Raw genomic sequence first — 13,142 nt, 5'->3', positions numbered from 1 at the left:
CCCACGCGCCCCAGGTGAGACGGCGCTCCTGATCAGTCCTCCGGCAGTTCCACCGGGGCGATCTCGTCGTACACATCGCCCGGCCCGGGGTTGGTCGCATCGGTCGCACCACCGAAGTGGTGCATGACGCCCCACACCGCGTTCAGCGCGGTCTGGACCGCACCCTCGGCCCAACCGGCCGTCCACGAGATGTCGTCACCGGCGAGGAAGATACCCCGCTTGTCCTCGGGCAACGTCTCCTGCATGAAGTGCGTGAACAGGCGCCGCTGGTAGCGGTAGTGGCCCGGCAGGTTCGCCTTGAAGGCGCCCATGAAGTAGGGCTCGTTCTCCCACGACACGGTCACCGGGTTGCCGATGATGTGCTTGCGGATGTCGACCTTGGGATAGATCTCGCCGAGCGACTTGAGCATGACCTCCATGCGCTCGTTCGCCGACAGCGGCAGCCACTTCAGGCTGTCGTCGCACCAGGTGTAGGAGAGGCAGATGACGGCGGGCTTGTCCGGGCCGTCGTCGAGCAGGTAGGTCCCGCGCGTCATGCGGTCGGTGAGCGTCATCGACATGACGTCACGCCCGGTCGGGTTCCCCCTGTCGTCGACGGCCTTGTCCAGCCAGAACGGCCTGTCGACCGGCACGAACAGCTTGGAGGACTCCATGTAGTGGGTCCGCTCCATCGCCGTCCAGTGGTCGATGGGGAAGAGGGTGTCGTCACAGGCGATCTTGGAGAGCAGCAGCCAGGACTGGGCGGTGAAGATGGCCGCCTGGTAGGTGCGGATGTCGCCCGAGGAGTCGGTGACGGTGACGCGGTTGCCCGCGGTGCGGTCGAGCCGGGTCACGGCGGGCTTCGGCAGACCGCCCTCGTGCAGCGAGCTCAGGGACGTGCCGGGCGCCCAGTGCACGATCTTCTGCGGCTCACGGTCCCACAGGCGCAGGGGAAGCTGCTGGCTGCCGCCGACGATGCCGCGGTGGTGGTCGTCGGCCTCGGTGTAGACGACGCGCAGGATCTCCAGGATGGAGTTCGGGAAGTCGGTGTCCCAGCCGCCCGTGCCGAAGCCGACCTGGCCGAAGATCTCGCGGTGCCGGAAGGACTTGAAGGCCTCGGACTCGCAGAGGAAGCCGTAGAAGGTCTGGTTGTCGAGCTTCTCGACGAGCTTGGACCAGATCTCACGGATCTTCGGTACGTCGCGCTCGCGCAGGGCGCGGTTCATGTCGGAGAAGTCGGCGCCCTCCTCCAGGCAGGAGTTCCAGGCGTTCATCACGTCGCGGTAGACCTGCGGCAGGTCGTCGACGGACGTCGCGTAGTGGGACTCGCCCTTGAGGTCGACGACCGTCGAGGGGGTCGACTCCGCGAGGGGGTTGGGGAACGCCTGGGTCTTGAGGCCCACCAGGTCGATGTAGTGCTGGAGCGCCGTCGAGGACGGCGGGAAGCGCATCGCGCCCATCTCCGCGGTCAGCGAGGGGTCGCAGCCGTCGAAGCCGACGGTGCGCAGCCGGCCGCCGATCTGGTCGGCCTCGTAGACGACGGGCTTGAGGCCCATCTTCATCAGCTCGTACGCCGCGATGATGCCGGACAGGCCGCCGCCGATGACCGCGACCTCCGTGCCGTGTTCGGTCGCGGGTATCTGGCCGAGGCCCGCCGGGTGGGCGAGGAAATCGTCGTACGCGTAAGGGAAGTCCGGACCGAACATGGTGATCGGCGGCTGGGCGTCGGTGTGCTGGACGGCGGTGGGCACCGTGGACGTCATGGGGTACGGACTCCTTGCGGGAACGGCAGGACAGAAGAAGAGGGGAGCTCGGGGGCGTCAGACCAGGGACGCGTACAGACCCGGGCGGCGGTCGCGGAGGTAGGGGTTGGCCTCGCGCGACGCGGCGAGGAAGGCGGGGTCGGCGTCGGCGAACACGAGCTGCTCCTCGCGTCCCGCCCGGACGCGTGCCACCCCGTCGGGACCGGCCAGCGTGGAGAGCCCGACGAACTCGAACTCCCCTTCCTTGCCGACCCGGTTGACGTAGGCGACGTACATCTGGTTCTCGAAGGCCCGCACCGGCACGACCGACTCGGCGACGAACTGGAAGGGGTGCATCTGGGCCGTGGGGACGAGCAGCAGATCGGTGCCCGCGAGGGCGTGCGCGCGGACGTTCTCCGGGAACTCCACGTCGTAGCAGATCATCAGGCCGATCCGCAGACCGCCCAGCTCCGCCTGTACGACGGTCTGCTCACCGGGGGTGAAGGAGTCGCGCTCGAAGCAGCCGAAGAGGTGGGTCTTGCGGTAGTTCGCCAGGCGCTCGCCGTCGGGGCCGATCAGCTGGACGGAGTTGAAGACCCGCTCCCCGTCCCGCTCCGGGTAGCCGTAGGCGATCGCGACGCCGTGGCGTGCGGCGGTCTCGGCGAGCGCGGCGGCCGACGCCCCGTCGGCGGCCTCGGCGAGGCGCGCGACGTCGTCGCCGATCGCGTACCCGGTGAGGTACAGCTCGGGCGCCACGAGAAGTCCGGCTCCCGCCGCGGCGGCACGGCCCGCGGCGTCGTCGAGCGCCTTGAGGTTCTCGGCGACGGAGCCGAGCTGCCCGGAACTCTGGAGCAGGGCGGTGCGCAGCGCAGGCATGGCGGATCCTCGGGGCGTACGAAGGGGCAGGTGGGGTCCGTTAGACCGTACGGTCGGCGGCCCTGCCCGGACAAGGCGCGAGCGTTGCGGGCAGCTGCGTGATCCGTTGCGCGTACGGGGCCTTCGGCGACGATTCGTTGCGCGGTGGCATGGGGCCGGAGCCGTAGCGCTGTCCTCCCCCAGGCGCAGGGCGCGCGGGGGTGATCCCCGCCGCACGGCGGAGGCGGAATGCCGCCCCTGGCCGGACGTGCCGGGACCCCCTGCCGCGAGACCGTGATCTCGCCCGGAAGGACCGGGTGAACGGCACTTCGGACGGAGGCTCCCCGTGAGCCGCAACGCACTCAGCCGGATCACCGACAGCCGCCTGACCAGCAGCCGCAGCCGCGCGATCGCCATCGGCACCGCCCTGCTGCTCTGCGCGGGAGCCGCGGGGGCGGCCGTGGCGTCGGACGACGGCGGGACACCACACAGGGCCGCCTCGCAGACCTCGCAGGCCTCGCAGACCCACGCCCGGGAGGCCGCGGCCCTCACCGGCAGCGCGAAGCTCTACCGCAAGACCACCGAGGACGTGACGTTCACCTTCGACGCCCATCTGGCCAAGCGCCACAACATGCGCCCGGACAAGGCGACCGGCACCTTCCGCTTCGTCCACCTCGACAAGCCGGGCGGCAAGGGCGGCTGGGCCGAAGGCCGCATCGACTGCCTGATGACGGGCGGCAAGGTCGCCACGGCCACCGGCATCATCACCGCATCGAACCTCAAGGGCATCAAGGGCGGCCGCGTCGGCTTCTCGGTCCACGACCAGGGCAGGCACGACCGCGTGGGCTACAGCTGGGCCGCGGTGGGCGGCCCCGACGGGACCAGGAAGCTGCCCAAGTGCACGAGCTCGGCCCCCTTCGAGAAGGTCAGGAACGGCACCGGCGACTTCGACGTCAAGCCCTGGCACGTCACGTACCCGACCAACTGATCGCGCCGGGTCCCGCCCGTACGGGGGTCGGGCGGGCCCGGCGTCTCCGCCCCACGAACCACCCGTCTCCGCCCCACGAACCACCCGTTCCCCGCCGCACGGCGGAGGGGGCCACCCCCTCACGCACGATGTACCGGGGCCCGGCCCACGGGAGTGTGGATCACGCCCGGAGGGACCGGGCGGACCACCGCCAGACGGGGGCTTCCCATGCACCGCCGTTCCACGTTCATCCGAGTCGTCGCCGTGGGCGCCGCGTTCCTCGCGCTCGCCGGAGTCGCGGGCTCCGCGACCGCGACCGCGTCGGCGGCCTCGCGCCCCGGGCGCGAGGCCGCCGCCCTGACCGGAACCGCACAGCTGGACCGTCGCCCCGGCGACGAGGCCACCGTCACCCTCGACGCCCGTCTGGACGCCGAGGACCGGAACGACCCCGGGGCCGCGCACGGCATCATCAAGATCAGCCACTCCATGGAGCACCCCAAGTTCGGCGGCTCGGCCGAGGCTCGCGTGGACTGCCTGCTGACCGGCGGGAAGGTCGCCACGGTGTCGGCGGTCATCACCAAGGCGGACGGCGGCCTAGCGGGGGCGGTCGGCAAGCGCATCGGTGTGACGGTCCATGACCAGGGCAGGCACGACCGCTTCGGCTACAGCTGGGCCATGGTCGGCATCCCGAACGACTTGCCGGACGACATGCCCAAGTGCGTGAGCGCGGCCCCGTTCGACAGGACAAGGCCCGGCAGCGGCGACCTTCACGTACGCCCGATGGATCAGCGGCCGTAAGAGGCCTCTAGGCAGGTGCCCCGGAGGAGAATCTCCGCATCAAGGGCGAGAGCACCAGCACCGACTTCGTCCGCTCGACGAACGGTTCCCCCGCGATCCGTTCGAGCACCCGCTCGAAGTGCCGCATGTCGGCGGCGAAGACCTGGACGACGGCGTCCGCCTCCCCGGTGACGGTGGAGGCGGACGCGATCTCCGGATACCGCTCGAGGCCACGGCGGATGGCCTCGGGCGAGGTGTTGCGACGGCAGTAGATCTCGATGAAACCCTCGGTCTCCCAGCCCAGCGCGGCCGGGTCGACCCGCACGGTGAATCCCGTGATGGCCCCGGTCTCCCGGAGCCGGTCCACGCGCCGCTTCACGGCGGGGGCGGAGAGCCCGACCAGCTGGCCGATGTCGGCGTAGGAACGGCGGGCGTCCTCGGCGAGGGCGTGCACGATGCGTTCGTCGAGATCGTTCAGTCGCACTGGGGGTGGATCACTTCTCTGCGGAGGCCAATCGGGAGCGGCTCATGCCGTACAGGAAGTAGAACACGAGGCCGACGGCCATCCAGACACCGAACACGACCCAGGTCACGGTGTCGAGGCTGAACATGTTGTAGGCGCAGAAGCCGAAGCCGAGCACCGGGAAGAGCCAGCCGAGCGGCACCCGGAAGGTGCGCGGCATGTCCGGGCGGGTCCGGCGCAGCACGATCACCGCGATGTTGACCAGGCCGAAGGCGAAGAGCGTGCCGATACTGGTGGCGTCGACGAGCTTGCCGAGCGGGATGACCGAGGCGAGCGCGCCGCAGAACAGCGACACGATGACGGTGTTCACGCGGGGCGTGCCGGTCTTCTTGCTGACCTTGCCGAACACCTTGGGGACCAGGCCGTCGCGGGACATGGCGAACAGGACGCGGGTCTGGCCGTAGAGGACGGTCAGGACGACGGACGCGATGGAGATCACGGCGCCGGCGGCGAGGATCGTGCCCCACATGCTCTGCCCGGTGACGTCGTTCATGATCGCGGCGAGCGTCGCCTCGGAGCCCTCGAAGTCCTTCCAGTTCCAGGCGCCCACCGCGACGGCGGCGACCAGGACGTAGAGGGCCGTGACGATGACCAGCGACAGCATGATCGCGCGGGGCAGGTCGCGCTGCGGGTTCTTCGCTTCCTCACCGGCAGTGGAGGCGGCGTCGAAGCCGATGTACGAGAAGAAGAGACTCGCGGCCGCCGCGCTGACCCCGGCCGTGCCGAGCGGCATGAAGTCGGAGTAGTTGCCGGACTTGAAGCCCATGAAACCGATGGTGCAGAAGAGCACCAGTGCGGCGATCTTCACGATGACCATGATCGTGTTGGCCGTCGCCGACTCCTTGGCGCCGCCGAGCAGGAACACCATGGCGAGCAGGACGACGATCAGGCCGGGCAGGTTGATGATGGCACCGTCGATCTCACCGGGCGCCGCGGAGAGCGTGTCCGGGATGGTGACACCGATCGTTCCGTCGAGCAGCTCGTTGAGGTACTCACCCCAGCCGACGGCGACGGCCGCGACCGACACGCCGTACTCCAGGACCAGGCACCAGCCGCAGACCCAGGCGATCAGTTCGCCCATCGTTGCGTACGCGTACGAGTACGAGGAGCCCGCGACCGGTATGGAGCCGGCCAGCTCGGCGTACGAGAGCGCGGAGAAGAGCGCGGTGAGTCCGGCGATCACGAAGGAGATGGTGACGGCGGGCCCGGCCTTGGGGACGCTCTCGCCGAGAACGACGAAGATGCCGGTGCCGAGCGTGGCACCAATGCTGATCATGGTCAGCTGCCACATGCCGAGGGAGCGCCGCAGCGAGCCGCCTTCGCCCTGGCCGCCCTCCGCGACCAGGAGTTCCACCGGCTTGCGCCGCATCAGGCGGCTGGCAAGTCCCGCGGCCCCCTGGGGACTTGGGCGGTTCTGCGGGGGTGCGCCTTGGTCGAGCACGCATGGCTCCTTCATCGCTGCCGGTCAGGTCGGCGGGACCGGCGGCAGCTCCCACGCATGGATGGGGACCGCCGAGCAGGCGGTCCCCGCCACACCACGTACAGCGGACGACTCTATGAGGCGCGCTTCACGTACGTAATGCAGCAACCTTGCGCAGGCCCGCATGATCGTTGCGTACATCCCCTTATGGCGGGTCTTCGTTGCGCGGTCCGTTTCGTCCGTTGCGTTCCGTCGCCCCGGGCAAGTGGTTGACACTTCGTCAGATCTGCCCCATCGTGCACCCCGGTCGAGAGGGAGGCAGCAGGCGATGGACCTCGATGTGCTGTACGAGATCGACGTGCCGAAGCCCTGGGACGGGCCCCATCCGCACGGCCAGCGCGCCGCCGAGCAGCGGGCCTACCGCGAGGCCGTGGAACAGATCCGGCTCGCGGACCGGGTCGGCTTCCGCACGGTGTGGGCCGTGGAGCACCACTTCCGCGAGGGCCGCTCGCACTGCCCGGCGCCCGAGGTGCTCCTGGGGCATCTGGCAGGGCTCACCGAGCGGATACGCCTCGGCTTCGGCGTCACCCTCACCCCCTTCGGCTTCACGCCCCCGCAGCGGATCGCGGAGAAGGTGGCTGCCGTGGACGTGCTGTCCGACGGCCGCGTCGAGTGGGGCACGGGACGCTCGACCCCCATGGAACAGACGGCCTTCGGCGTCGACCGGGAGCAGTCGCGGTCCGACTGGCGCGAGGCGATCGAGATCGTGACGGGCATGTGGCGCGAGGAGTACTTCGCCTACGAGTCCGAGCGGTTCACCTTCCCCCGCCGGATGGTCACCCCGAAGCCGGCCCAGGACCCGCATCCCCCGTGCTGGATGGCCGCCACGTCCCCCGGTTCGGCGGAGGTGGCGGGCGCCGCGGGCCTCGGGCTGCTCTCCTTCTCGATCATGCAGCCGCTGGACGCGATGGCCCGTCAGGTCGCCGCCTACCGCGCCGCGGCGCGCACGCCGTCGCCGATCACGGACGTCACCACGGACCGCGTGAGCGCGTACACGCTGGTGCACGCGGCGGACCGCCCCTCGCGGCGGGTCTGGGACTCCGTCGCCTGGTGGTACCGCAACCTCGCCCAGTTCACCCTCGACTGGGAGCTGCCGCACCTGAGCCCGGCGGAGCGCGAACGGACCTTCCCTTTCCTCACCCCGATCATCGAAGGAAGTGTCCCCGTCGAGGAGTTCAACGACGGGGACATGATCCTCATCGGCAACGCGGAGACGATCGTCCGCAAGGCCAAGCGCTACGCCGACCTCGGCATCGACCAGCTCATCTGCTACGTCCAGTGGGGCTATCTGGAGCACCAGGAGATCCTGCGCACGATCGAGATCCTGGGCAAGGAAGTCATCCCCGAGCTGGCGTCCTACCGCCCCCGGCGGGCGGCACCGTGAGCGAGCCCCTCGACACCTCCCCCGTCCCCGACTACGCCGCCCTGCACCGCCTGGACGGCCGCCCCTTCGTCCTGCTCGGCGCGGGCAACGGCATCGGCCGCCAGACCGCGCACGCGCTCACGGCGGCGGGCGCGCGGGTCCTGTGCGTGGATCTCGACCAGGGCCGCGCCGAGGCGGTCGCCGCGGAGACGGGCGGCATCCCGTACGTGGCGGACGTGACCCGGCGCGAAAACGTACGGGAGCTCTTCGCCTACACCCGAAGGGAGTTGGGCGGACTCGGCGGTGTCGTCGACATCGTGGGCATGGCCCGCTACACGCCCCTGGACGAGCTGGACGACGCCTCCTGGGACTGGCACTTCTCCCTGGTCCTGCGGCACGCCTGGCTCGCGGTCCAGTACGGCGGTGGGGCGCTCGCCGAAGCGGGCGGCGGCCCCCTGGTCTTCGTCGCGTCGGTGTCGGGCCTGACGGCGGCGCCCCTGCACGCCGCGTACGGGGCGGCCAAGGCGGGCCTGATCTCGCTGGTCCGCTCGGCTGCGGTGGAGTACGGCCCGCGCGGCGTGCGGGTGAACGCGGTGGCGCCCGGTGTCGTCTGGACCCCGCGCGTGGCGGGCCTGATCGGCGAGGAGGGCCGCGCGCGCAACGCCCGCAACGCCCCGCTCGACCGGGTGGCCGAGACCTCGGACATCGCCTCCGCGCTGCTCTTCTTCGCCTCGCCGCTCTCCTCGTACGTCACCGGGCAGACGCTCGTCGTGGACGGCGGGGTCGGCGTGAAGTTCCCCTACCCGACCATCGGAGGCGCGCGGTGAGGGAGTTCGTGCGGGGTGCGCCCTGGTGGACCGAGGACGGCCGGGCGATGCGCGCCGACCCCGCCGACCGCGCACGCCTCCCCGGGGACACGTGGGAGCGGGCGGGCCTCCCGGCCGGGGTCCGCCTTGAGTTCACGGCGCGCGGGGTGAGCGCGGTGGAGATCACGTACACCGCGTCTCCCTCATCGGCGGCGGACTCGTATCGCGACGCGCCCCCGGTGTTCACGCTGCTCGCGGGCGAGGCCGCCACCGACACGCCCGCATCGCCGGGCAAGCACCGGACGCTGCTCCAACTCCCCTCTCCCGATGGGGAGTTCACCCTGCACCTGCCGGAGGCGCTGCGACCCGTCCTGCACGGGGTGCACCCCGTGAGCGGCACCCTCACACCCGCCGCCCCGCAGCCACGCTGGCTCGTCTACGGAGACTCGATCGCGGAGGGCTGGTCGGTCTCACGGCCCCATCTGGCGTGGCCCGCACGGGCGGGACGCGCTCTCGGGGTGGAGACGGTGAACCTCGGGTACGCGGGCGCGGCGCGCGGGGAACTGGCGTCGGCCGAGCAACTCGCCGCGCTGGACGCCGACTTGATCACTCTGGCCTTCGGCACGAACTGCTGGTCGCGTACGCCGCATTCGGCGGGGCTGCTGTACGAGACGACGCGGGCGTTCCTGGCCCTGGTGCGCCGGGGGCACCCAGAAGTCCCCCTCCTGGTCGTCTCCCCGGTGGTCCGCCCGGACGCCGAGACGACGCCGAACGCGCTCGGCGCCACGCTCCGGGACCTACGCACCGCCGTGGAGCGGGCGGCCCTGGACGCGGGGGCCGATCTGCTGCCGGGCGGCGAGCTGCTGGACGCGAAGCACCTGGTGGACGGGGTGCATCCGGGCGACGAGGGCCACGAGCTGCTGGCGAAAGCGGTGGCAGCGGCCCAGGCCCCGTAAAGGGGCGCGGGGAGCTGTGCGACCGGCCACGACAAACCCGCAGCCAAAGGGCACAGCTCCCCGCCCAGCAACTAACTCCAGGACGCGTGGAGGGGCTTGCCCTCCGCGTAACCCGCGGCGCTCTGCACACCCACGGTGGCCCTCTCCGCGAACTCCGCCAGGGACCCCGCACCGGCGTACGTGCACGAAGAACGGACACCCGCGATGATCGAGTCGATCAGGTCCTCGACGCCGGGACGCTCCGGGTCCAGGAACATCCGCGAGGTCGAGATGCCCTCCTCGAACAGCGCCTTGCGGGCGCGGTCGTAGGCCGACTCCTCGCTGGTGCGGTTCTTGACCGCGCGGGCCGACGCCATGCCGAACGACTCCTTGTAGAGGCGGCCGTTGGCGTCCTGCTGCAGGTCGCCCGGGGACTCGTACGTCCCGGCGAACCACGAGCCGATCATCACGTTCGACGCACCGGCGGCCAGCGCCATCGCGACGTCACGCGGGTGACGGACACCGCCGTCGGCCCACACGTGCTTGCCGAACTTCGCGGCCTCGGCGGCACATTCGAGCACCGCGGAGAACTGCGGGCGGCCGACGCCGGTCATCATGCGGGTGGTGCACATGGCGCCGGGGCCCACACCGACCTTGATGATGTCGGCACCGGCCTCGATCAGGTCACGTACACCCTCGGCGGCGACGATGTTGCCCGCGACGATCGGCACCTGCGGGTCGAGTGCGCGCACGGCCTTGACCGCGGCGATCATCGACTCCTGGTGACCGTGCGCGGTGTCCACGACGAGCGTGTCGGCACCCGCGTCGAGGAGCTGCTTGGCCTTGCTCGCGACATCGCCGTTGATGCCGACGGCGGCGGCGATGCGCAGCTTGCCGTTGGCGTCGAGGGCGGGCGAGTAGAGAGTCGCACGCAGGGCGCCCGTGCGGGTCAGGATGCCCGCGAGGCGGCCGTCCTTGCCCACCGCGGGGGCATAGCGGCGGTTGGCGGCGTCCAGCTTGTTGAAGGCGTCGCGCGGGTCGATGTCCGCGTCGAGCAGCACGAGGTCCTTGGACATGACCTCGGAGAGCTGGGTGAAGCGGTCGACGCCGTTCAGGTCCGTGTCGGTGACGACACCGACCGGCTTCTGGTCGGCGTCCACGACGACGCCCGCGTTGTGCGCGCGCTTGGAGAGCAGCGCGAGCGCGTCGGCGACGGTCTGCCCGGGGGCCAGGACGATCGGGGTGTCCAGGACGTGGTGACGCGTCTTGACCCAGGAGATGACCTCGGTGACGACCTCGATCGGAATGTCCTGCGGGATCACGACGAGGCCACCGCGGCGGGCGACGGTCTCGGCCATCCGGCGTCCGGCGATCGCGGTCATGTTCGCGACGACCAGCGGGATCGTGGTGCCGGTGCCGTCCGGCGACGAGAGGTCCACGCCCTGACGCGATCCGACGGCGGAGCGCCGCGGCACCATGAAGACGTCGTCGTACGTCAGGTCGTACGCAGGCTGGATGTCATTGAGGAAACGCACGTGCTGCTCATCCCAGTCGATCAGAGGTGGCCCCCGGACAGTTAGGCCGAGGGAAAAGCACGTACTTCAGTGTCCCATGTCCCGGGTGATGCGCTGCCTGGGATGATCACCCAGCCGGGTCACAAGGGCCCTGGTCGGATCCTCCAAGCGGGCGTCCGGACGATCACGCTCCGCTCAGGCGCGGGTGCCGAGCGCGAGAACGATCTCCAGGCCGGTCCCGCGCTCCCGGGCGTACTCGACCGCGTCGGTGAACACCTCCTGGGCGATGATCCACTCCTGGGGCGCCGCTTCGGCGTACCCCTGCCAGCCGGTGACGACGAGCAGCCGTCCGGGTGCGGCAGGCGCCCATCCGAGGTCGGTGAGGCAGTCGGCGAGCGCGTCCCAGTTGCGTCCGAACCATGCGGGCAGTTCCAGCGCGCGGGCGCAGCGGTCCATGAAGGCGCTCTTGTCGCGCACCCCGGTCAGGTCGAGCGAGACGGTCCGCAGCCCCGCGGCGCGGACGGCCTCCAGGACGGGCGCGAGTGGCTCGGGGGCCTCGGGGGCCGGCCGGTCGGGCGTCATCTCAGTACCGCCTTGAAGGACGCGTAGTGGTCGTCCGTGTAGTAGGTCTCGCCACCGCTCCCGGTGACGATCCGCCGTGCCCCGCGGTCGCGTTCGCCGGGGGTGCGCACGGTGTACTCGCGGTAGTAGCCGCGCCGCTGCTTCGGCAGCTCTCCCTCGAAGTTCCCGAAGACGGAGCCGTCCTTCTCGTACGGGAAGGGGCCCCCGTCATCGATGAGCCGCAAGGTCTGCCGGGCTTCGGCGGGCAGCCGGTCGGCACGGACGGTCGCCCTGCCGTCCACCGTGCCGTCCGACGTGCCGTCGCCCGATGAGCAGCCCGTGACGAGGACCGCGAAGCAGACCAGCAACGCGGCCAGGGCACGGGGGACGAACCGGTTCAGCATGCGACAGATGCTGCCACGGCGCCCCGTCAGGGGCGCGGGGAACTGCGCGACCAGCCCCCTGCGGCCCGCAGCAGGTCAGTTGCCGTCCGGGTCAGCCCGATCCAACGCGGGATGCGGCGTGTGCCCCATGACCATCAGCTGATCCGCGGCAGCAGTGTCCGTCACCAGGCTGGTGACAAGCCCGGACCGAAGCACGGCGTCAATCGCGGCGGCCTTCCGCTGCCCCCCGGCGATGGCCACGACTTCAGGAATCCGTCGAAGCCGATCGGCCTCGACGGTGATGCACCGCTCCCCCAGGTCGCGCCCGACCCGGCGCCCCTCGGCATCGAAGAGGTGCGCGGACATCTCGGCGGCGACTCCCAGCGAGGCGTAGTGCGCCCGCTCCTCGTCGCTGAGCATGTCGTGGACGGTGGAGATGCCGGGCTCCCAGGAGCCGATGGACACCGCGGCCACGGTCACCTTGTCGAAGTACTCGAAGGCGCGGGCGATGCCCGTCTGGTTGCGCAGGGCCGCCGCGGTGGCCGGGTCCGGCAGGAGCATCGGCGCGTAGATGGGGTGGGCCTCGCCGCCGGAGACCTGCGCGGCACGCCGCACGGCCTCGACCGACCCGCGTTCGGCGGTCCCGGCGTCGTACACACCCGTCAGCTGCACGACCGTGCACGGCGGAAGCTGGTCGAGGGCGGCGGCCATGTGAATGGTCGAGCGCCCCCACGCCAGGCCGAGGACATCGCCCTCGGTGACGAGCTCGCCGAGCAGGTCCGCCGCCACCTCGCCGAGGTTCTCGGGGTCGGGAGAGTCGTCGATCTCGTCGGCGGACGTCGGAGACTCCACGACGACCGCGTGCCGCAGGCCGTAGCGGGCCCGGAGCGCGTCCGAGCGCTCCGCGTCCAGCTCGGCGGGCACCCGGATCTCGATCCGTACGAGATCACGCTCGAGAGCCGTCTCCAGGACCCGGGCCACCTTGAAGCGGCTCACGCCGAACTCCTCGGCGATCTGGATCTTGGACTTGCCCTCGAGATAGAAGCGGCGGGCCATGGCCGCCGCCTGCACCAGCTCCGCGGGTCCCATCCGCATGGCTGACCGGCCGCCCGTCGACACGACGATCTCCTCACTGTCATTTCAAGCAACTGTCGTTCACGCGTTCACACCCATTGGTGCGGCTTCGCACGCATTGCCACGACTTCTCGCGCATTGCCGCAGCACAACCCGGGTTCGCCGTTCATCCTTGCAGATCCG

General features: G+C 70.8%; 13 protein-coding genes. 5 read left to right on the top strand and 8 right to left on the bottom strand.

Translation table 11 applies throughout. The features are described from left to right. Nucleotides 1-32: 32 nt before the first annotated feature. Nucleotides 33-1,742 (bottom strand): flavin monoamine oxidase family protein, encoded by a 1,710-nt coding sequence (locus OG302_RS34335; protein ID WP_371530310.1) that lies wholly within the window; start codon nucleotides 1,740-1,742, stop codon nucleotides 33-35. Between the two features lie 57 nt (nucleotides 1,743-1,799). Continuing rightward, entirely contained in the window at nucleotides 1,800-2,588 is a 789-nt protein-coding gene (locus tag OG302_RS34330) for a carbon-nitrogen hydrolase family protein (protein ID WP_371750322.1), read from the bottom strand. Between the two features lie 334 nt (nucleotides 2,589-2,922). On the opposite strand from OG302_RS34330, the gene OG302_RS34325 reads away from it, so the two are divergent. Continuing rightward, complete coding sequence (locus tag OG302_RS34325) at nucleotides 2,923-3,564, top strand: Repetin (protein ID WP_371530309.1); 642 nt, start codon at nucleotides 2,923-2,925, stop codon at nucleotides 3,562-3,564. A 207-nt stretch (nucleotides 3,565-3,771) separates the two neighbouring features. Further along, nucleotides 3,772-4,341: a Repetin gene (locus OG302_RS34320; RefSeq protein WP_371530308.1), complete on the top strand. Its 570-nt coding sequence runs from the start codon at nucleotides 3,772-3,774 to the stop codon at nucleotides 4,339-4,341. Between the two features lie 7 nt (nucleotides 4,342-4,348). Here the strand turns inward: OG302_RS34320 and OG302_RS34315 are convergent, their stop codons facing one another. Next, nucleotides 4,349-4,804 carry an Lrp/AsnC family transcriptional regulator gene (locus OG302_RS34315; protein ID WP_361834607.1) on the bottom strand — a complete coding sequence of 152 codons (456 nt, stop codon included), beginning with the start codon at nucleotides 4,802-4,804 and terminating at the stop codon, nucleotides 4,349-4,351. Nucleotides 4,805-4,814: 10 nt separating this feature from the next. Then, the gene (locus tag OG302_RS34310; protein ID WP_361834605.1) at nucleotides 4,815-6,284 is read right to left on the bottom strand and encodes an amino acid permease; all 1,470 of its coding nucleotides are present in this window, start codon (nucleotides 6,282-6,284) and stop codon (nucleotides 4,815-4,817) included. A 307-nt stretch (nucleotides 6,285-6,591) separates the two neighbouring features. On the opposite strand from OG302_RS34310, the gene OG302_RS34305 reads away from it, so the two are divergent. Genes OG302_RS34305 through OG302_RS34295 form a run of 3 tightly spaced genes read left to right on the top strand, consistent with a single transcriptional unit; the run spans nucleotide 6,592 to nucleotide 9,448 of the window. Beyond that, nucleotides 6,592-7,707, top strand: coding sequence for an LLM class flavin-dependent oxidoreductase (locus OG302_RS34305; RefSeq protein ID WP_371530307.1), 1,116 nt, complete (start codon nucleotides 6,592-6,594; stop codon nucleotides 7,705-7,707). Then, a complete protein-coding gene (locus OG302_RS34300; RefSeq protein WP_371530306.1) occupies nucleotides 7,704-8,513 on the top strand; it encodes an SDR family NAD(P)-dependent oxidoreductase in 810 nt (269 codons plus the stop codon). Before OG302_RS34305 ends, OG302_RS34300 begins: the two co-directional genes overlap by 4 nt. Continuing rightward, nucleotides 8,510-9,448: a GDSL-type esterase/lipase family protein gene (locus tag OG302_RS34295; protein WP_371530305.1), complete on the top strand. Its 939-nt coding sequence runs from the start codon at nucleotides 8,510-8,512 to the stop codon at nucleotides 9,446-9,448. Before OG302_RS34300 ends, OG302_RS34295 begins: the two co-directional genes overlap by 4 nt. A 71-nt stretch (nucleotides 9,449-9,519) precedes the next feature. Here OG302_RS34295 and OG302_RS34290 read toward each other — a convergent pair whose 3' ends face one another. The 4 genes from OG302_RS34290 to OG302_RS34275 all read right to left on the bottom strand — a co-directional run bounded on the left by OG302_RS34290 (nucleotide 9,520) and on the right by OG302_RS34275 (nucleotide 12,980). Continuing rightward, nucleotides 9,520-10,962, bottom strand: a complete 1,443-nt coding sequence (locus OG302_RS34290) for a GuaB1 family IMP dehydrogenase-related protein (RefSeq protein ID WP_361834594.1) — start codon at nucleotides 10,960-10,962, stop codon at nucleotides 9,520-9,522. A gap of 174 nt (nucleotides 10,963-11,136) precedes the next feature. Continuing rightward, nucleotides 11,137-11,523, bottom strand: a complete 387-nt coding sequence (locus OG302_RS34285) for a barstar family protein (RefSeq protein WP_371530304.1) — start codon at nucleotides 11,521-11,523, stop codon at nucleotides 11,137-11,139. Further along, on the bottom strand, nucleotides 11,520-11,906 hold the full coding sequence (locus OG302_RS34280; RefSeq protein ID WP_371530303.1) for a ribonuclease domain-containing protein: 387 nt from the start codon (nucleotides 11,904-11,906) through the stop codon (nucleotides 11,520-11,522). Before OG302_RS34280 ends, OG302_RS34285 begins: the two co-directional genes overlap by 4 nt. Before the next feature lie 75 nt (nucleotides 11,907-11,981). Beyond that, nucleotides 11,982-12,980 carry a sugar-binding domain-containing protein gene (locus tag OG302_RS34275; protein WP_361834697.1) on the bottom strand — a complete coding sequence of 333 codons (999 nt, stop codon included), beginning with the start codon at nucleotides 12,978-12,980 and terminating at the stop codon, nucleotides 11,982-11,984. Between the last annotated feature and the right edge of the window lie 162 nt (nucleotides 12,981-13,142).

Origin of the sequence: Streptomyces sp. NBC_01283, from assembly GCF_041435335.1 — a bacterium.
Taxonomy (GTDB): Bacteria; Actinomycetota; Actinomycetes; order Streptomycetales; family Streptomycetaceae; genus Streptomyces.
This window is presented reverse-complemented; position numbering and strand designations above follow the sequence as displayed.

Bases quoted from the DNA above. Each gene is read 5' to 3' on its own strand.
- OG302_RS34335 (WP_371530310.1), bottom strand. From the start codon at position 1,742: ATGACGTCCACGGTGCCCACCGCCGTCCAGCACACCGACGCCCAGCCG.
- OG302_RS34305 (WP_371530307.1), top strand. From the start codon at position 6,592: ATGGACCTCGATGTGCTGTACGAGATCGACGTGCCGAAGCCCTGGGAC.
- OG302_RS34280 (WP_371530303.1), bottom strand. From the start codon at position 11,906: ATGCTGAACCGGTTCGTCCCCCGTGCCCTGGCCGCGTTGCTGGTCTGC.
- OG302_RS34285 (WP_371530304.1), bottom strand. From the start codon at position 11,523: ATGACGCCCGACCGGCCGGCCCCCGAGGCCCCCGAGCCACTCGCGCCC.
- OG302_RS34320 (WP_371530308.1), top strand. From the start codon at position 3,772: ATGCACCGCCGTTCCACGTTCATCCGAGTCGTCGCCGTGGGCGCCGCG.
- OG302_RS34275 (WP_361834697.1), bottom strand. From the start codon at position 12,980: ATGCGGATGGGACCCGCGGAGCTGGTGCAGGCGGCGGCCATGGCCCGC.